Source organism: Bacillus cereus group sp. RP32 (assembly GCF_040459735.1).
In the GTDB taxonomy this organism is placed as follows: Bacteria; Bacillota; Bacilli; order Bacillales; family Bacillaceae_G; genus Bacillus_A; species Bacillus_A wiedmannii.
In genome coordinates, this window is record NZ_JARVHO010000001.1 from 5,146,509 (window position 1) to 5,166,365 (window position 19,857).

Genomic DNA, 19,857 nt, shown 5'->3' on the forward strand with positions numbered 1-19,857 from the left:
TACATTTTTGTCACAGTATCGTCACTTTATGCAAATAACTTTTGCATCACCTTACAAAGCTGTATGAGTTATTTCAAAGAAATGAAAAAAGAGCTGATTCAAAAATATTTGAATCAGCTCTTTTTTATAATTTAAGCTTCTAAATTTTGTCTTTGTTGCAGTTCAAACTGCTTTTCACTTCTTCTGGCCATAAATAGATAACATAATACAGCACCAATTTCACAAAGAGCTATCACAACCCCCATCGGTAATGCGGTATTGCTTCCGCCAATACCTACTAATGGTGCAACAAGTGCTCCTGAAATGAACTGTAATAAACCTAATAAAGCCGATGCCGTTCCTGCAGCTTGTTTCTGGTTTCTCATCGCTAATGAGAAACCAGTTGTTGATACAACCCCGACACTTGATACAACAAGGAATAACGAACATAAAACACCAATTAAACCTATTCCTAGTACAATTGTCAGTAGTAAAGATAAACCACCAACAGCTGCAATAATAATACCGGAAACGAATAACGTTTTCTCATTCACTTTCCCTGCTAAACGGCCTGTAACCTGACTAGCAATAATAATACCGATACCGTTAATCGCAAAGAATAAGCTAAATTGCTGTGGTGATGCTCCGTATATGTTCTGCAACACAAATGGTGAGCCCGAAATGTAAGCAAACATCGCCGCCGTTACTAGCCCTTGTGATAATGCATATCCCATAAACAAACGATCTTTTAACAGTTTTCCATACGTCGCCAATGTCCCTGACAAACCACCTGTTTCTCTTTCTTCAGGAGGTAATGTTTCACGTAATACGAAAGTAGCTGATATTAACATGAATACACTAATTGCTCCGAGAACGATGAAGACACCGCGCCATGTTGTGAACTGTAGTAATTGTCCCCCAATAATCGGTGCCAAAATAGGCGCTGCTCCGTTTACCAACATGAGCAGTGAGAAAAACTTCGTCATTTCAGAACCTGAATACATGTCACGTACCATTGCACGTGATATAACAATCCCGGCCGATCCTGAAGCCCCTTGTAAGAAGCGCAATAACACTAAACTCCAAATAGATGGTGCAATAGCACAAAGTAAAGAAGAAGCAACATAAATAATAAGAGCGATAATAAGAGGTTTGCGCCTTCCGTAAATGTCACTAATTGAACCAACAAATAATTGTCCTACTGAAAGCCCAAGCAAACATGCTGTCAATGTAAGCTGTGCAAGAGATGCGCCTGTTTGTAAATCATCTGTTAATTTTGGTAAAGAAGGCAAATACATATCAATAGATAATGGCCCAATCGCCGTAAGTGTCCCTAATACAAGAATCATCCATAACCTATTTGTCTTGACAGGTTTATATATTTCGTGATTAACGCCATTCACTTTTTCCGTTCACCCTTTCCGATAAATACTAAATCGTAACAATTATAGTTACAACATAAACATACGTCAAGTATAGTGCATTTTCCTGTTTCATACCGTAAAAAAAAGCGATAGAATTTCTATCGCTTTACTTTTTCAAATTGCTATTTGTAAATTTAGATACGGAAGACATCGCCTCTCCTGTATCTAAATATGTGATTTGAATTGGATCTCCCACTTCTGTAAACATAGCATATGGGAATTTCTTCACCGGTATCATAAATACTTTTTGTTCATTCTCTAACAGTACATACACAATTGTATTTTCACCTGATTTTTCTTTATATACACGTTGTACAACGCCTTCTTTTTGTGCTTCTTTACCATTTGAAGTCGGTCTAAATGAATCTCCACTTCCACTCAGCGCATTTTTATAATTCTCAAGCGCTTCTTTTTGCGTCGAACCTGTTGCAAATATTTTCGCATTAGAAGCATAGATAACTGTATGAGCACGTACTAATCCCCCGTCATCAATAACAGGTACAATCCAAGAAGGTTTACCATACACGTTATAAATAACCGGCATCGTTCCATGCCATTTCTCTCTCTTAAAGGAATTATCCACTACTTCCGAAGCAGCTGAACCATCCATAATCCCCTTCACTTCTTTTCCGTTATAGTAATACAACTTACCTGTACGCGCATCGATAAGCGAGTAACCTAACGCAGAATCTACTCCCTCTTTTGGAGAGGTGAAATCAGTAAAGTAATATAACGTTCCATCCTTACCGAAAATTGGTGTAACCCCTTCTTTCGTTCCCCACTCAGTCGGAATCTTCATATCCGTTTGCGAGAATTTCGTATTCCAAAATCCGTGAATATATTTACCGAAGTATGTATTTAATGTAGATGCGGTCTCGTGATTTAATACACCATCAACAAATTTAGGCGCTTTTCCTTTATCATATCTTTTCACTTCACCTGTTTGTGCATCTACTACTACAACGCCCTCTACCTCAAATCCAGATCTTCCTGAAATAAATTCACCATACGTCATTGTATAATACGGTTTCCCTTTATCATCCACTTCAAATTTAGGTTTCCCTTTAAAGATTAGATTTGGTTCTGCTTGCCTTACAACACGCTCTAAATTATTCCCGAAGAACATGCTCGGCACATATTTCATTTTATAACCAAGATGCAGTTTCGCTTCTGCATCAGGATTCGTACCTGACATCGTTACGTACCCTGGAATTGTCTCAGCTTTACGTGCTTTAAAAAAGCCTGAAACTTCAATCGGTGCTACATATAAAGCCTCACCATTTACCATTTGTGGCGTTAATTCCCCTAGCTCAAAATAAGCTACTTTCGGAATATCCCCAAATACTTTTTTCATTTTATTCTCCGCTGTCTTTGGCGGCACTGTAAACGGTTGATCATTTTCAGTAAAAGGCTCTGAAATATCTTTCTCGATCTTCACAACAGAATCATATTTTTTTTGCGTGATTACTATATCGTGTAAATAACCAAAATAGCCGTAACTTGCGAGTAAAACAAACATTAGAAGTCCCTTTAACGTACCTTCTAATTTCCCTATTTGATTTTGTGAAAATAAAACAAGCCCAATTAAAACTGCTACTGCAACGGCATAATGAGTAAGAATCGAATCTGCTCGATCATCGATTAGCCAAAGATATTCATAGATTGCAATACCTATCCAAAATAATACAGGAATAACTAAAATGGATGATTTCTTACCCTTTACAACCTTCTCATCCCCTTTCTTATCCACTGCTCGAAGTTTACTACCGCTTCTTGTCCATGGAATCAAAAACAAAGTGAGAATAGCTAAAATTAAAAATTTCATCAAAGGCAATGTCCCCTTTTCTTTTATTTTCCCTTTTAGTATAACAAATAAAGGGTATTCAGGTAAAAATGGGGATGATTATATTTTTTTACTACTTAATACAATCCCACTCACTACATATAAGATAGATGCAATATAAAAAATGGTGCCAATCGTAAAGAAATCTACTAAATATCCCGTTGCAATAATTGCTATTGCTCCTCCAATCGATGTCCACACATGATATTTTCCAATCTCATAACCAGCATTTTCTTGCACAACCTTTCGTGCTAACGACGTCTTCTCGGTATTACGCTGCACAGCACCTAAAACTCCCATTACAATTTGAAGAATATACACATGCCAGACTTCCGTGGCAATCGGGAAACAAAGCATTAATATTGCCATGGACCAAGCATATATAATTAATAATTTTTGATCGCCTACTCGATCAGACATCTTTCCTACTAATGGATATACAAGTGCTGAAGTTAAAGCAAATAAGCCATACGCCCAGCCAAACTGCGAGAAGCTATTCCCAACATTCCGAAGCAATAGAATGTAAAAAGGAAATACCATACTTCCCGCCATCATAATTATGCTTTGTGACGCTACAAATCTTCTATATGTCATTTCGTATACTCCCTATAAAATAAATTCACAAATCTCTCTTTTGGATCCGCTTCTTTTTTCTTCTGAAGAAATTCTTCTATACGAGGATATGCCCTCTTTAACTGCTCCTTCGTTGGATACGAATAGTACGGTAAATAATAATTACCATTATGTTTTAAAGTAACATCAATCATTTTCTGAATGACATCTTCTGTTTTCTTTATTTCACCCTCTGAGCGTCCTTGGTTAATTAAAAGAACTAGCGCAAACATATCATCTTTCGCATAGGATAAAACTGCATTTTCATTCTTTTCCACATAACGAATCGTAATATTGAGCAAATTAAGCTCTTCTTCATTTAATACGTTACGTAAATCATCTATGTATTCCGTGAAGAAATCTATAGGCACAAAGTATTCTTGTAACACTTCTGTTCTATTCGGATTTTCATATTCCATAAAGGCACTATCTGACCTCATAACATTATTTCGCGTCTCATACGCTCCATCTGTACGCTCAAAATAACTTCTTTGTATATCCCAAAATGTATTCTTTCCCCAATCGCTATAACGGGATAATCCGAGTAAAAATTTCGGTGCAGCTATAATAGTTTCCTCTTTTAATTCACTGTACTCTTCCCTCATATTTTGATTTTTCGCCAATGTATAATCTGTCACATACATCTCTTTTAAAAATGAATTGGGGGCAACAGAAATACGGGCTAAGTGCATACGAACATTTTCATCTCTTTTCACTTTATCTTTGAAATAAGATGTGTATTCTTTATAATCTATCATTCTCGTATGCATTTCATATAATTCATCATCAGTTAACTTTAATGTCACATCTAAAATGACACCAAATAACCCGTAACCACCTATGACATATGGAAATAGCTCTGCATTTTCTTCTCTACTTACATTACGTACCGTACCATCTGCCATTAACAATCTGAATGACTCTACTGTATCAATCAATGCTTCATGACGAATATCACGCCCATGTACATTCACACTTAATGAACCACCAACAGTAAAAATGTTTTGAGATTGCATTACTTGAACCGCAAGACCATATGGATTGATTTTCTTTTGAATGTCATTCCATGTGACACCGCTTTGCACCCTAATCCTCTTCTCCTCCGGATCAAATTCTAATATTTTATTATACTCCTTCATATCAAGCATCGTGCCGTTCGGATAATACGTCTGTCCTCCTTGGCTATGTTGCATACCTGCAATGGAAATTTTCTCTCCGGAAGTATTTGCATCTTTCACTACCTGTTTTAATGAACGTTCATCCTCAGCATTTTCAACACGTTTAATTTTCGTTGGAAGCAACTTTCCTACATCGCTCATAATAGGGTGCTTTAGTTGCTCTTTATATGTATTTACAGATGTTGCAAGCAACACTGTATAAGCCACAATGACCACCGCTATCCTTCTTTTTTTCAAATGACACTCTCCTCTTCTACAGTTTTCCCTCTTCATATTGTACCTATTTTCCTATGAAGAAAGTATACAAAAAGAGGGCACCTTATTTTAGATCCCCCTTCATCAAAACTATTACTTTGCTGCCGGCAATTGTATTGGGTCAAACTTTTCGTACGACGTATATTTTGCGTTCGTAATAATGTGTGCTTTATCCTTGCCGTTACTACTCATAATCATGTCTATCTTTGCTGATTCATATTTAAAATCTTTTGTAATGATATATTCTGCATCCACTTCTTCTATCTTCGCATTTTGTGCTTGTAACATTTTCTTCTGTGTTTCATCCATGCTAGTTAACATACTTTCTGTTTCTTGCCCTTTTAATGTAAATTTCAGTTTATATTTATCTCCGCTTTTCTCCATCTTCATTTTATCTAAAACTACTGCTGGTACTTCTAACTTATCTATAATATCTTGAGTCGCTTTCATTCCACCAGCGTTTAATTGCTCCTCTGGTACGGTTATAACTTCTCCTGTATTAGGGTTTTTTACCTCACCAGCAACTTTACCATCCACAGTATACACTACAACATCTGTACCGGAAATATTCATTTCAGAACGAGAATTCTTTGTCTTTGGCTCTAATTGCATCTTAGCCTTTAATATATCCATCTCTGTTCCCTCAGCTTTTACCCCTACACCATATGTCATCGTTACATGCTCTTCATTTTTAAAAGCTTCGTTCGTTTTCTTGAAAACATCCTTCGCTGCTAATTCTTTTTCTTTTTGAACTGATTCTTTTTTCGGTTCATCCGTCTTTGCTGTTTTCTCATTACTACACCCTACCCCTAGACTGATTGCAAGTACTAAACTTGAAACAAAAATAATTTTTTTCATAATGTCGCCCCCTTTCCCAAAATAATATCACCTCTTTTCCTATGAAATCTATATAATTTTTAATCTATATTCGCTATATAGCGACATGTTTAATGAAGGTTTTAAATATGATGTAAATAACAACAACTCATTTCAGGAGGTCATTATGAAGGCGATCATTTGCACACAGTATGGACCACCTAATGTTCTTCAGCTTCAAAATATAGAGAAACCTACACCTAAAAAGAACGAAGTATTAATTAAAATTCACGCAACAAGTGTATCGACTGGAGATTGTAGAATACGCGGTTTTAATAGTCCCCTCTTATTTTGGATTCCTATGCGGATCATATTAGGTTTCAGAAAACCGAGAAACCCTATACTCGGCGTAGAGTTATCCGGTGAAATCGAAGAAATAGGAACAGATGTAACTCAATTTAAAGAGGGAGATCCTATCTTTGCATTAACTGGCCTTCATGCTGGTGCTTATGCTGAATATACATGTGTACATGAAAGTGGATTAATAACATTAAAACCTACCAATGTGACGTATGAAGAAGCGGCAGTTATTCCTTTTGGTGGAACTTCAGCATTGCATTTCCTGAGAAAGGGCCGTATAAAAAAAGGGCAACAAGTACTCATATATGGTGCCTCCGGATCAGTAGGAACAGCTGCTGTACAACTTGCTAAATATTTCGGTACGACCGTTACGGCTGTTTGTAGTAATTCAAATTTTGAACTCGTTCAATCTTTAGGAGCTGATAAAGTAATTGATTATACGAAAGAAGATTTTACTAAGCCAGGCGAGCGCTACGATATTATATTTGATGCAGTTGGGAAGTATAAAAAATCCCTTTGTACAAATACATTAACATCCAATGGAAAATATGTATCTGTTAATGGAATGATGGCCAAGGTAAGTAAAGAGGATATGATTCTATTAAAAAAACTAGTCGAAACGGAAAAACTAAAGCCCGTTATTGATAGAACTTACCGATTAGAAGAAATTGCTGAAGCTCATATGTATGTGGAAAAGGGACATAAAAAAGGGAATGTTTCCATTACCTTAAAATAAAATATATTCAGAAAATAACATTGACAATTCTATTTGTAAGATTTACTATTAGTACCATATTAAAAACTACATACACATACTCTTATCAAGAGTGGCGGAGGGACTGGCCCGATGATGCCCGGCAACCGAGCTTATGACGTATAAGCTAAGGTGCTAATTCCTGCAAAACGAGTTTTCGTTTTGGAAGATAAGAGAGGAACCTATTTTGTCTATTCGGCACCTCTCTTATTTTTGAGAGGTGCTTTTTATTTTGGAACGTATATGAAGGGGGAACTATAGATGAAAAAAGTATTATTGAGCATTGTAAGTGGAGCGGTATTATTGTTAGGTGCATGTGGTGCTAATTCTGATAAAGAGGTAAAAGCATTAGATGAGAAAAAGATTACTGTCGGTGTAACGGGTGGACCGCATGAACAAATTTTTGAAAAGGTAAAAGAAGTGGCAGCGAAAGACGGTCTCGAAATTGATGTAAAAGTATTTAATGATTATGTAGCACCGAACGTATCTTTAGATGAAAAAAGCCTCGATGTAAATAGCTATCAAACGAAATCTTATTTAGACGTATTTAAAGCTGAACGCAATATGAAATTAACTGAAGTATTTTCAACAGTAACATTCCCTATGGGCGTATATTCTAAAGACATAAAAGATGTAAAAGACTTAAAAGAGGGCGACGCAATCGCTGTACCAAATGATCCAACGAATGAACTTCGAGCTTTAAAACTATTTGAAAAAGCAGGCGTTTTAAAAGTGGGTCCAAAGGCTACAGAAAAAGCGACTGCGAAAGATGTAATTGAAAACCCAAAGAAATTAAAAATTGTTGAATTAGAGGCATCTCAATTACCGACACAACTAAGTGAAGTGAAAGCAGCTGCAATTAATACAAACTTTGCATTAGGTGCAAAATTAAGCCCTGCGAAAGATTCTATTTTCCGTGAAGGAAAAGATTCACCATATGTAAACTGGGTCGTTGTTCGTACTGAAAATAAAGATGATGCTGTTGTAAATAAATTAAAGAAAGCTTATCAATCTAAAGAAGTAAAAGAATTTATCGAGAAAAAATTTGATGGTTCAGTTTTACCATCTTGGTAGGAGCTGACGATAATGATTGAATTAAAAAATGTATCCAAAGTATTTACAACAAAAAAAGGGAATGTAGAAGCTCTTAAACCTACTTCCCTTCAAGTAAAAAAGGGCGAAGTATTTGGAATCATTGGATATAGTGGCGCTGGTAAAAGTACATTAATTCGATGTGTAAATTTATTAGAAAAACCAACGACAGGAAATATCATTGTAAACGGCCAAGACTTAACAACTTTATCAGCAAAAGAACTCGCAAAATCGAGACAAAAAATCGGAATGATTTTTCAAGGATTCAACTTACTTAAAACTGTGACAGTTTATGAAAATATCGCATTACCGTTACGTCTATCTGGTCTTCCAAAAAATGAAATTGAAAAAAGGGTAGAAAAGTATTTACGTATTGTCGATCTTTTTGACCGAAAAGATGCATATCCGAGCGAACTTTCTGGCGGCCAGAAGCAACGTGTTGCCATTGCACGTGCACTATCACATGAACCGGAAGTATTATTAAGCGACGAAGCAACAAGTGCTTTAGATCCAGAAACAACTGATTCTATTCTCGACCTATTATTAAAGATTAATGAAGAAATCGGGATCACAATTTTATTAATTACACATGAAATGAATGTTATCCAGCGTATATGTGACCGAGTTGCTGTTATGGAACATGGAGCAGTAGTTGAAAGCGGGACTGTGAAGGATATCTTCACAAACCCACAGCATACAACAACGAAGAAATTCGTAAACAGTGCATTTGCAACTAAAATTCCAGAAGAAGTACAAAAAGAACTTCAAAGAACCGGAGAAATCGTAACACTTTCATTTATAGGAACCTCTTCTGGCGAACCAGCGTTAGCTATCGCTACAAAACGTTTTCAAGTGTATCCAAATATTTTATCCGGTAATATTACGCAGTTAAAACATGAAGCATACGGGAAACTGATCATTCATATGCAGGGTGAGAAAAATGAAGTAGACCGCGCTTTATCATTTTTACAAGAGCAAGGGATCATCGTAGAAGGAGGTAGAACAGACTATGGGAAACAAATCCTTTTTGGATGAATGGGGTAAAGTCATATGGGAAGCAACCATTCAAACATTTCAAATGACATCTATTTCACTATTTATCTCTATCCTTATTGCATTACCACTTGGCGTTACACTTGTTTTAACGCGACCTGGTGGACAGCATGAAAATAAAATCATTTATCCTATTTTGAATACCGTTATTAATATCATTCGCTCTCTTCCATTTATCATTCTATTATTCTTCATTTTACCTTTTACAAAGTTTCTAATGGGAACCTCCATTGGTGTGCAAGGTGTTATCGTACCACTTGTCGTATTCACAGCTCCTTATATTGCACGATTAATGGAGACAGCTTTATTAGAAGTAGATCGTGGTGTTATTGAAGCTTACCAAGCGATGGGCATTTCTACTATAAAAATCATTTGGCACGTTATGGTGAAAGAAGCTCGTCCCTCCCTTGTACTTGGATTAACAATTGCAACGATTGGTTTAATCGGTGCAACAGCAATGGCTGGACTTGTAGGTGCTGGCGGTCTTGGTGATTTAGCATATCGATTCGGACATTTACGCTACGAACCTGAAGTAATGTATGCAACTGTCTTTATTTTAATTATCCTCGTTCAAGGGCTACAATCTTTAGGGAACGGTGTTGCACGAAGATTGAAGAAAGATTAAAAAAGAAGGTATCTCACCAGGGTGAGATACCTTCTTTTTACCTTTTAAATCCACCTTCAGAATGAATAACTTGTCCGGTAATCCATTCTGCTTCTTCACTTACTAAAAATGTAATGAGTCTTGCTGCATCCCTCGGCTCACCAATTCTACCAAAAGGAAACATCGGCTTTAATCCTTGCTTTATCTCTTCAGTCATCCATCCCGTACTAGTTGGACCTGGGTTAATTGCATTCACTGTTATTCCTAAATGAGCTACCTCAGCTGACAACGTACTAGTAAGAGCATCAATAGCGCCCTTCGTTGTTGCATACGCTAGTTCTCCAGCCATAGGTCCTTTAAATTGTCCCGACGTCATATTCACAATTCTACCACCAGATTTCTTATCAAACCCTTGAGCAAATTGACTACTTAACAACGTAGTCGCACGAACATTTACCATGTAGTGCTTATCTAATTCTTCAGCAGTCAAATTAGAGAAGTCATTATTTGTGGAATACGCTGCATTATTAATTAATATATGAGGGTAGCCTAGTTGTTCAGTAACTTTATTTATAAGCTCTTTCGGTGCATCATTCTGAGTTAAATCTAACTCCATACTCGATACTTTAACACCGCTTTTTAGTAACTCTTCTTTTAATTGTATTTGTTCACTTTGATTAACGCCCCAAGGCATCTCTTTATCGTACGCTGTCCAATACGTAAAAAATATATCGTATCCTGCTTCAGCTAACTCTTTACAAATTGCTGCGCCTATACCATCTAGACGACTTACACCTGTAACAACTGCTATTTTATTTTTTAATTGATTCATCATATACTCCTCCAATTTTAAAGGACGCATATTTTATATAAGAGATATGAACTTCCCTATGCATTATCTTTACAAAAGGGATGCACAAGCCAAATATGCAGTCCTTGAATGATTTACAGAAAGCTAAATAACCCCTCACTTATGAGAGAAAAATTTATCTATCTAGTTTCTAATCATTACAAGCTCATCCACATATTGAGTCCTTGTCCCCTTTCCATATATCTCTATTTCTATCATACCAATATGATGTAATATTTTAAATGATAAAAAAATAAAGGTCAATATTCTATGCCGTCCTTCTACTAATTTTAGTATATTACAATAATTAAATAATTAAAACAATCAGAAAAACACTGGTAAATACTGGCTTTATTTTTTATAATAAAATGTGGGGCTAATGTGAGAGTTGTAAACGGTCTGATTATACAGACTCAACTAGTTTTAAACAAATAGGGGGAAGAAACATGTCAAAAAAATTACTTTCTTTATTTTCTACAGTAATCGTAGCAGCGTTTGTAATAACTGGCTGTGGTCAAAGCGATACGACAAATAAAGAACAAAAAGAAAATACAACAAAAGAAAGCAAAACAGAAAAAACAGCTACTAGCTCAAGCGATTACTCTAAGCTGATTTCCTATATGGAAAAAGAAACAGGTGGTAAAACAAAAGTTCTTTTTGAAAATAAGGAACCACAAGTGTATAAAGCTGAAGATGTTTCAGTATCAATGAACGGTTACACATTAGTTGAATTAAATGGATTCCATACAAACTTCGACATTCCGTTTAATCGTCAAACAGAGGGCGGAGTTATTCTTGTGAACTACAGCGTAAAAAATAGTTCAGCTAAAGATATTTATTATATGCCAGCATTGGACATGTCATTTACTGGTGCGCAGAAAGCGTATAGTAACTATAAAGATTTAATTCCAAAAGAAGATCAGCTACCAACTAAGCTTGCTCCAACGAATGATTACTTAGTAAAAGCAGGGGAAACTATTTCTGGTTATATGGCGTATCCATTCGGAAAAGATGATCTAGCGAAAATCTCAAGTCTCTCAACAGTCTCAGTCACAGTCCCAACTGCACAAGCTAATAAAGGAAAATTTGATGCTCCAATCGGAAGTCCTGGAAGCTTTTCATTAAGTTTAAACAAACAAGGTGCTGAAAAGGTTGCAACAGATAACACTTTCTACCAAGATAAAGCTACAGCTAATAACATGGGCGATAAAAAAATGTTAAAAGAGAAATCAAGTATTAATAACAGCCAAGAATTAGGCGCTGTTAATGTTACATTAGACGGATACCAATTCACTCAATTCACACCAAATTCCGTCGAAGCTCCACGCTTTGCAAATTTTAAAAACGGTCTTGTTCTGTTAACAGTAAAATTCAAGCTTGATAACAAAGATGCTCAAGACGTTTCACTATCTCCTATAAGCTCTACATTAAGAGTGAATGATGGTACACAATATACGATTAATGAAGGTATGCTATTAAATTATGACTATAATGCTTCAGTCAAAACAGGAACATCTGGAGAGTTACTACAAGTATATATTTTAGATCAAGAGCAGTATGAAAAGATTTGGAAAGACAAAAGCTTTGAGATTGAGTTAGGACCTATGAGAAATAAAGAAGCTAAAGATATTTCACAAGGTAAAAAAGTTAAATTTACATTACCTAAATAAATTACTAAGTCTATATTAGAAAAGGCATATAACATATGATTGTTATATGCCTTTTTTATTTGTATAAAGAACAAAATTTAAATTTAAGTGTATACATTTATCATTACCTATCCGTTGTATAAGTGTAGGGAGGAAAAGTGATGGGAAAAGAAAATATATTGACCTCCTATCTTATCAATTTAGGGGAGGAAGTGTTCAAACTACTATTAGCGAAAGGGGCTATAAAAGAAGATGCAGAAGACATCATCCAAAATACCTTCTATAAAGTATACACATTGCTAGATAATCTAACCGAGAGTAACATACGTCCATGGTTTTTCAGAGTCGCATTAAACGAATACATTGACTTGAAGAGGAAAAAAGAGCAACAAACCATCTATTTAACTGAAGAGATTTATTCAAAATTACAATATACAGACCGAGAATTAGACGCCGTTTTAAATAAAGATGAGATTTTCTATCTATTAAAAGATATAAAACTAGAATATAAAGAAGCCTTCTTTTTAAAGTACTACTACAACTTTTCATATGAGGAAATCGCCCTAATACTAGATATTCAAGTAAATAGCGTCAAACAAAAGTTACATCGTGCACGTAAAGCAATTCACTCAAAAATAGGAGGAAAACCTTAATGGATACTTCTTTAAAAGATGCATTAAAAAAAGCGAAAAGGAAACAGTTACTTAAAATCATCATTACTTCTATTACCGTTGTAATCATGCTTATCCCTATAATTTATAAAGTTGGCAATTACTTTGCAGCCAAAAGCTCTACGAAGCTTCACGAACGACTCTTTTTACATAACGACATTGCAGAACCGAATGTACAAATTGATTCTCAAATAACGAGTAATTCATCCATGTTTGGCGGCAATATTATATCAAATCGTTCTAAAAACATTAATGGTTACGTAGTCCCGTGGAATACATTAACAAGCTCCTATGGTTGGATCCGCATCAATATCGATTCCAATGAATTAACGCCTGGTTTTTATTGGTCTAATAAAGAGTTCTATGAGTACGATAAACAAACAAAGAAAAAATTTGCAACATTTTATAATCCCGCTATTACGGAGTATTTTGATGGTGTCCAAAATGAATTAGGGGAAGTTTCACAAATGAACAACTATGTTGCTGAAGTTGCTATCTCTTTCAATCAGCCCTATACACTACAAGAAATTAAAGAAAAAATTCCAGACAACTTAAACATTGTATGGTTATATATGATCTCACCAATTGGAGATGAAAGCAAAGGACCTGCTGGTATGCCCGTTTATGGATTTAATCCAGACAAGTCCCCTGCAGAAGCGTACAAAGAGTTCGTTGATTCACTTAACCAATACGATGACGATGGACATGACGAAACTATCCAGAAGTTTTTAAAATCAAACAAGAGCAAACCATTTGATCAAGTGAAAATCTTAGGGGTTATGCTAACAGGAAAAACAGAAAACTTTAAGGCATTAGAAAACCAAGACTTTATTCGCGGTGCTTCTGTAGGAGTTACTGCACAAGTTGTTCCTTATATAAAACCAGAGAAATAATAAGGAAAAGACAAGATAAGCTAATAGTAGCTAGTTAAAAGAACGTACATGAATCAGTTTACTACGGGAGCTACTTATTTTAGTGGAGAGCTCCCTTCATGTATTATTCATCCTCCAAACAATACATTTCCAAATACTTTATGTACAAATGAAAAATCATATTTTTTGTTCACACTTTATCCATTGTGAATTTTTTCACAATGGATATATAATAAACATGTAAATAAAATATTGGAGGGATTTCAATGGTTATCAATTTTTTAAGGACTGATAAACGTGCTGCTTTCATATTATTATTTTTACGATTTTACATAGGATATGCATGGCTCGCTGCTGGGATAGGCAAAGTTTTCGGACAATCTTTTGATGCAAGTGGTTTTCTAAAGGGCGCTATCGTTCAGGCATCAGGTGATCACCCTGCCGTACAAAGTTGGTGGGCAGATTTCCTTCAACACTTTGTTCTTCCAAACGCAGACCTATTTAGCTTTTTAGTTCAATGGGGAGAAATTTTAGTAGGTCTAGGTTTAATTTTAGGCGGATTAACAAAAACTGCTGCATTCTTTGGAATTATAATGAATCTTTCATTTTTACTAAGTGGAACTGTTAGTGTAAACCCAAATCTGCTTATTTTAACTATGTTCATTTTAGTTGCAGGTCATAACGCTGGACGTATTGGATTAGATGGCTATGTTTTCCCTAAACTTTTCCGTAAAAACAACCATGAAACATATAAATTAAGTAAAACTGCGTAGTAACAGTTTACTTTTAAAATATAAATAAGAAAAAGAGCCTAAGTATAGGCTCTTTTCTTACTTACTCCAAATTTAAACTCTTAACGAACCACGGAATCCTCTAGCAGCATAATAGGAATCTGCTCCATTGTGGTACACAAAAACGTGTCCGAAGCGATAATCGCAAAATAGAGCACCACCGAGTTCTCGAATATCTGAAGGCGTTTGTACCCAGCTTGATGATTTCATATCGAAATCCCCAAGTTGTTGCAACTCTCGATATTGTTCTTCCGTTAATAATTCAATGCCCATAGCAGTTACTACATCAATAACGTTATTTTCTGGTTTATGCTTTTTTCTTGCCTCTAACGCTTCAAGATCATAACAAAGACTTCTGCGACCTTTAGGACTCTCCTTTGAACAATCATAGAAAGTATACTCGTCCTTCTCTTCATCATAACCAACAACATCCGGCTCACCGCCAGTTACTTCCATTTCATAAATTGACCATAATTTTTCAGTATTAGTAGCCAGCTTCACTTCAACTTTATCCCATTCAAGACCTTCATGGCGGTTCATGTTTTTCTCAAAACGAGCTTGTAATACTTTTAATAGTTCTTCACGTTGTTCTACAGATAACTCATTTTTATTCTTTGTCATATTAGTCCTCCGAATTCCGTTCCCTATAATCATTTAAATCTTCTCAATAATGGTTTGCATACAGTTTACAACAATCTGATACAATTGCACAACGAAAAATCCCTGTGCGGATATCCATTATATAGTACGAAAATCTTTCATGCTTTCTCCAAGAATATAGTGTGAAAACCACATCAAGTTCTGCTTCATAATAGCCACATTCATTCCTGGCTGATTCGAACTATATGCCATTCCTTTAAATATAATTAACTCCGTATCAACTTCCATATCTCTTAACCCTTCATATAGCTCATATGCATTTGTAATTGGAATTCTTACATCCTTTTCCCCATGTTGAATTAACGTAGGCGTACAGGCTGATTTAATATATGTCATTGGTGATGTTTTCTTATATATCTCTGGATCATTCCATGGAGTATTTCCTAAATACATGCTAATAAAGTAAGGGATATCTGTATTTACATAATGAGTACTCCAGTTCGTAATTCCTCCCCCAACTGAGATAGCTTTAAATCTACTGCTACATGTAGAACAGAAAGCTGATATATATCCTCCGTTACTCCATCCCATAACCCCTACTCTCTCTTTATCTACAATCCCTTTTTCAACTAGTGCATCCACTCCAGATATAACATCATCATAATCAGCAAGTCCTTGTTTTCTATAGTTTGCTTTTAAAAATTCATTACCATAACCAGAACTTCCTCTATAGTTTGGCTCTAAAACGATAAAGCCTTTTTCGATAAACTGTTCAATCGGATATTTCTCATTAAAACAGTCTGAAAATATCGGAAAGGACGCCCAATTCGGACCACCATGGATTACTACTAATAAGGGATATTTTTTATTTGCGTCAAACTCTACTGGGGTTGATAAAACTCCTTCTATTTCCAGTCCATCACTACTTTTCCATGAGATGATTTCTCTGTTACTTTTAAGCCTTCCTTCGAAAAAGCTATTTTCATTTGTTACTTTTTTATCATCCAAATAGATTTCAAAGGTTTCATTTGTTATAGCCTTATTATAGGTTATATGATTGCCATCCCTTGTTATAGAGGCATCCATTATAAAGCCATCTACTTTTTCGCTTAACATTTCCACAGTGCCATCCTCACATAGCAATCCAATACGATAATTCGTTTTATCCTGCCATCTAATTAAAATCCCTTTAGCTGTCCACTGTAATGGCATAACCGTACTATCAAAATTTGTTAAAGGCTGAATTACCTCTCCAGTATTCATATCATATATCTCTAATGTATTATCTTGTATATGATTTCTATAGTAATCCTTCTCTCTTATGCTTGCTGCGTAACATATTTTATCGTCCTCAGGAGCAAAGCAGACGCTCGCTCCTAACAACTTATCTATATTCATCTTTTGTAGTTCCCCAGCTCTAACATCTAATATATATATATCACCATTCATATAATCGTTTAAGCTTGGTGTAGCCATACATACAACCTTTTTCCCATCATTTGAAATATCAAAGTTATGTATATAAAAATCCTTACCATTCGTTAGTTGATAAATACCGCTAACTTTCCGTTCCTGTTTATCATTTTGTATCACTTTTTCTATTTCAACGTAGTATAAACAATTATTCCGATGTTCCTTACCTACATGGTGAAAATCTCCATATAGTCCCTTACGTTTCTTTATTTCCTCACATTCTTTTGACTGTGCAATATAATAAAAACCTTTACCAGTAGGGTCCCATTTGAATGTATTAACTCCTTCCTTCTCATCCGTAATTTGAACCTCACTACCACCTTCTATTGATTTTACAAAGATCTGATTTGTATTAGCCCCCTCACCGCTTGGGCTAAGGTATGCAATGCTCTTGGAATCTGGAAACCATAATGGATGTATACTATCTATATCCCCATTTGTTAGTGGGTAACTCTGCCCTTTATCTGCTTCATATATCCATACATGATTTCTATACGTATTGTCTTCCCAGTTAGCGCTCTTCTTAACAAATGCTACGTTTTCGCCATCATCACTTATGTTTGCACTTGATAAGGCTGGTACTGAAATAATCTCTTCTATACTTAAATATGTTTTTTCATTCACTTTCATATAATAAGTCCCCCTTATAATGTCCATGAATCTATCGTCGCATCTCGTCATAATAAAGAAAATTGTTCACGAATACTTAAAATAATAACGGAAAATTCAGATAAACAAAAGTAGTTTTATTCCAAATCCGATAAAGTAAAACTTTCATTAGTAGGGTGCTATCCACTTAGCAATTTTAGATGTTCTTTTTCGGCACAAAGATACCCCTTTAGATAAACTATCCAAAGGGGTACAAATTCTTAAATTTATTTCAAATCCACAACTATATTTATTAACCTACCAATTTCCTACTCAACAGTAACAGACTTAGCTAAGTTACGTGGCTTATCAACGTCACACTCGCGGTGAAGTGCTGCATAGTATGAAATAAGTTGGAATGGAATAACTGCTACTAGCGGTGCTAATGCTTCGTGTACAGCTGGTAATACGAAGCTGTCACCTTCCATTTCTAAGCCTTTCATTGAGATGATACATGGGTTTGCTCCGCGTGCTACTACTTCTTTCACGTTACCACGAATTCCAAGGTTTACGTGCTCTTGTGTAGCAAGTGCGATAACTGGTGTACCATTTTCAATTAAGGCGATTGTACCGTGTTTTAATTCTCCTCCAGCAAATCCTTCTGCTTGGATGTAAGAGATTTCTTTTAGCTTTAACGCACCTTCTAATCCTACGTAGAAGTCTACGCTACGTCCGATGAAGAAACAGTTACGAGTTGTTGCTAAAAATTGTTTTGCTAATGCGTCCATTTCTTCTTTTTGATCACAAAGTTCTATCATCGCATTTGCTACAAGTCCTAATTCGTGTGTTAAATCAAAATCAAGAACTTCGCCTTTCGCTTTAGCAATGTCCGCAGCTAAAATTGAAAGTACCGCAAGCTGTGCTGTGTAAGCTTTCGTTGATGCAACTGCGATTTCTGGTCCCGCATATAACGGAAGTGTATAATCAGCTTCACGAGAAAGTGTAGAACCAGGTACGTTTGTAATCGTTAATGCTTTATGACCCATTTCATTCGTTTGTACAAGTACTGCACGGCTATCAGCTGTTTCACCACTTTGTGAAATGTAAATGAAGAATGGTCTCTCTGTTAATAATGGCATATTATAAGAGAATTCACTTGCTACATGCACTTCAACTGGCATTTTTGCAAACTTCTCGATAAATTGTTTTCCAACAAGACCTGCATGATAACTTGTTCCACATGCAATGATGTAAATACGATCGCTGTCTAAAATTGCGTTACGGATATCTTCATTCAGTTCAATCTCGCCATTTTCATCTTGGTACTTTTGAATTATATTACGGATTACAAGTGGTTGCTCATCGATTTCTTTCAGCATGAAATGAGGGTATGTTCCTTTTTCAATATCACTTGCGTCTAATTCCGCTGTAAACGGTGCACGTTCAATCGTTTCACCTTGTAAGTTTTTAATTGTAATACTTTCTTTCGTTACGATTACGATTTCTTTATCCATTAACTCAATAAATTGATCTGTAACTTGTAACATCGCCATAGCGTCGCTCGCCACAACATTAAAGTTGTCACCAACACCTACTAATAGCGGGCTTTTGTTTTTAGCAACATAAATCATGTTTGGATTTTCAGCATCAAGTAATCCGATTGCATAAGAGCCATGTAAAAGAGATAGCGTATTACGGAACGCTTCTTCTACACTTAGTCCTGTGCTCACTTGTTGTTCCATAAGCTGTACGATAATCTCTGTATCAGTTTCACTTACGAACGTTACATCTTGTAAATATTCTTTTTTCACTAATTCATAGTTTTCAATTACACCGTTATGAACTAGTGTAAAGCGTTTTGATGTACTTTGATGCGGATGCGCGTTTACTTTGCTTGGAACACCATGTGTAGCCCAGCGTGTGTGACCGATCCCCACGCTTGCTGCTACGTTCTCATCTACGATTTCGCGAAGTTTTGCAATACGACCTTTTTCTTTGTATACAACAACACCGTTACCTGTTTGTACTGCAATACCTGCTGAATCATATCCACGATATTCTAGCTTTTCTAAACCTTTTAATAAAATTTCCTTTGCATCTTGCTCTCCAATAAATCCTACGATTCCACACATGTTTAGTCGCCGTTACAAATGCTTACATTGCTCTGCGAACATGTAACGACATAGTCCGATACCATTTTTATTTATACTAAAAAACGGATTACATATTGCTAGCCCTGTAAGCTTGTAACGGCTTTCACCTTCCTCTCGATTGGGTTTAAGTCCGTATATACTTATACAGCTAGTTTTCATCCGTTCCTTTTCTCTCATCACACTTTCACCTTTGTCCACTAAGTCACCTTAATGATTTAAGTAAAAGCTTGCGGTTGTGAT

Annotated in this window: 18 protein-coding genes and 1 riboswitch; of the genes, 8 read left to right on the forward strand and 10 right to left on the reverse strand. The window is 35.7% G+C overall.

Annotation, left to right across the window (positions count from 1 at the left end):
• Positions 1-131: 131 nt before the first annotated feature.
• The 5 genes from QCI46_RS26410 to QCI46_RS26430 all read right to left on the reverse strand — a co-directional run bounded on the left by QCI46_RS26410 (position 132) and on the right by QCI46_RS26430 (position 6,149).
• The gene (locus QCI46_RS26410) at positions 132-1,382 is read right to left on the reverse strand and encodes a multidrug effflux MFS transporter (protein ID WP_001014693.1); all 1,251 of its coding nucleotides are present in this window, start codon (positions 1,380-1,382) and stop codon (positions 132-134) included.
• A gap of 127 nt (positions 1,383-1,509) precedes the next feature.
• Positions 1,510-3,228, reverse strand: a complete 1,719-nt coding sequence (locus tag QCI46_RS26415; protein WP_070169275.1) for a DUF3981 domain-containing protein — start codon at positions 3,226-3,228, stop codon at positions 1,510-1,512.
• Positions 3,229-3,306: 78 nt separating this feature from the next.
• On the reverse strand, positions 3,307-3,840 hold the full coding sequence (locus tag QCI46_RS26420; RefSeq protein WP_048567287.1) for an MFS transporter: 534 nt from the start codon (positions 3,838-3,840) through the stop codon (positions 3,307-3,309).
• Positions 3,837-5,273, reverse strand: a complete 1,437-nt coding sequence (locus QCI46_RS26425) for an FAD-binding protein (protein WP_353841784.1) — start codon at positions 5,271-5,273, stop codon at positions 3,837-3,839. The genes QCI46_RS26420 and QCI46_RS26425 overlap by 4 nt, the downstream gene beginning before the upstream one ends.
• Before the next feature lie 111 nt (positions 5,274-5,384).
• Positions 5,385-6,149 (reverse strand): hypothetical protein, encoded by a 765-nt coding sequence (locus tag QCI46_RS26430; protein WP_000720089.1) that lies wholly within the window; start codon positions 6,147-6,149, stop codon positions 5,385-5,387.
• A 145-nt stretch (positions 6,150-6,294) separates the two neighbouring features.
• Here QCI46_RS26430 and QCI46_RS26435 point away from each other — a divergent pair, with 145 nt between their 5' ends.
• The 4 genes from QCI46_RS26435 to QCI46_RS26450 all read left to right on the forward strand — a co-directional run bounded on the left by QCI46_RS26435 (position 6,295) and on the right by QCI46_RS26450 (position 9,991).
• Complete coding sequence (locus QCI46_RS26435) at positions 6,295-7,203, forward strand: NAD(P)-dependent alcohol dehydrogenase (protein ID WP_327957697.1); 909 nt, start codon at positions 6,295-6,297, stop codon at positions 7,201-7,203.
• A gap of 79 nt (positions 7,204-7,282) precedes the next feature.
• A riboswitch (SAM riboswitch) is annotated at positions 7,283-7,397 on the forward strand.
• 85 nt (positions 7,398-7,482) lie between these two features.
• Positions 7,483-8,295: a MetQ/NlpA family ABC transporter substrate-binding protein gene (locus QCI46_RS26440; RefSeq protein WP_353841785.1), complete on the forward strand. Its 813-nt coding sequence runs from the start codon at positions 7,483-7,485 to the stop codon at positions 8,293-8,295.
• 12 nt (positions 8,296-8,307) lie between these two features.
• Complete coding sequence (locus QCI46_RS26445) at positions 8,308-9,348, forward strand: methionine ABC transporter ATP-binding protein (protein WP_353841786.1); 1,041 nt, start codon at positions 8,308-8,310, stop codon at positions 9,346-9,348.
• Positions 9,323-9,991, forward strand: a complete 669-nt coding sequence (locus QCI46_RS26450; protein ID WP_048542980.1) for a methionine ABC transporter permease — start codon at positions 9,323-9,325, stop codon at positions 9,989-9,991. The genes QCI46_RS26445 and QCI46_RS26450 overlap by 26 nt, the downstream gene beginning before the upstream one ends.
• 37 nt (positions 9,992-10,028) lie before the next feature.
• On the opposite strand, the gene QCI46_RS26455 is transcribed toward QCI46_RS26450, so the two are convergent.
• Positions 10,029-10,805, reverse strand: coding sequence for an SDR family oxidoreductase (locus QCI46_RS26455; protein WP_353841787.1), 777 nt, complete (start codon positions 10,803-10,805; stop codon positions 10,029-10,031).
• A gap of 461 nt (positions 10,806-11,266) precedes the next feature.
• On the opposite strand from QCI46_RS26455, the gene QCI46_RS26460 reads away from it, so the two are divergent.
• From QCI46_RS26460 to QCI46_RS26475, 4 genes are all read left to right on the forward strand, one after another.
• Complete coding sequence (locus QCI46_RS26460) at positions 11,267-12,490, forward strand: DUF5068 domain-containing protein (RefSeq protein WP_353841788.1); 1,224 nt, start codon at positions 11,267-11,269, stop codon at positions 12,488-12,490.
• A gap of 140 nt (positions 12,491-12,630) precedes the next feature.
• On the forward strand, positions 12,631-13,122 hold the full coding sequence (locus tag QCI46_RS26465; RefSeq protein ID WP_193674300.1) for an RNA polymerase sigma factor: 492 nt from the start codon (positions 12,631-12,633) through the stop codon (positions 13,120-13,122).
• Positions 13,122-14,033: a sigma factor regulator N-terminal domain-containing protein gene (locus tag QCI46_RS26470; protein WP_353841789.1), complete on the forward strand. Its 912-nt coding sequence runs from the start codon at positions 13,122-13,124 to the stop codon at positions 14,031-14,033. The genes QCI46_RS26465 and QCI46_RS26470 overlap by 1 nt, the downstream gene beginning before the upstream one ends.
• A 245-nt stretch (positions 14,034-14,278) precedes the next feature.
• Positions 14,279-14,785: a DoxX family membrane protein gene (locus QCI46_RS26475; RefSeq protein ID WP_353841790.1), complete on the forward strand. Its 507-nt coding sequence runs from the start codon at positions 14,279-14,281 to the stop codon at positions 14,783-14,785.
• A gap of 72 nt (positions 14,786-14,857) precedes the next feature.
• On the opposite strand, the gene QCI46_RS26480 is transcribed toward QCI46_RS26475, so the two are convergent.
• The 4 genes from QCI46_RS26480 to QCI46_RS26495 form a co-directional block, all read right to left on the reverse strand.
• Complete coding sequence (locus QCI46_RS26480) at positions 14,858-15,424, reverse strand: DUF4256 domain-containing protein (RefSeq protein ID WP_353841791.1); 567 nt, start codon at positions 15,422-15,424, stop codon at positions 14,858-14,860.
• Positions 15,425-15,541: 117 nt separating this feature from the next.
• Positions 15,542-17,506, reverse strand: a complete 1,965-nt coding sequence (locus QCI46_RS26485; protein WP_353841792.1) for a S9 family peptidase — start codon at positions 17,504-17,506, stop codon at positions 15,542-15,544.
• A gap of 287 nt (positions 17,507-17,793) precedes the next feature.
• Positions 17,794-19,596, reverse strand: coding sequence for a glutamine--fructose-6-phosphate transaminase (isomerizing) (gene glmS / locus QCI46_RS26490; protein WP_137051642.1), 1,803 nt, complete (start codon positions 19,594-19,596; stop codon positions 17,794-17,796).
• Between the two features lie 12 nt (positions 19,597-19,608).
• Positions 19,609-19,794 carry a hypothetical protein gene (locus QCI46_RS26495; RefSeq protein ID WP_033659100.1) on the reverse strand — a complete coding sequence of 62 codons (186 nt, stop codon included), beginning with the start codon at positions 19,792-19,794 and terminating at the stop codon, positions 19,609-19,611.
• Positions 19,795-19,857 lie beyond the last annotated feature (63 nt).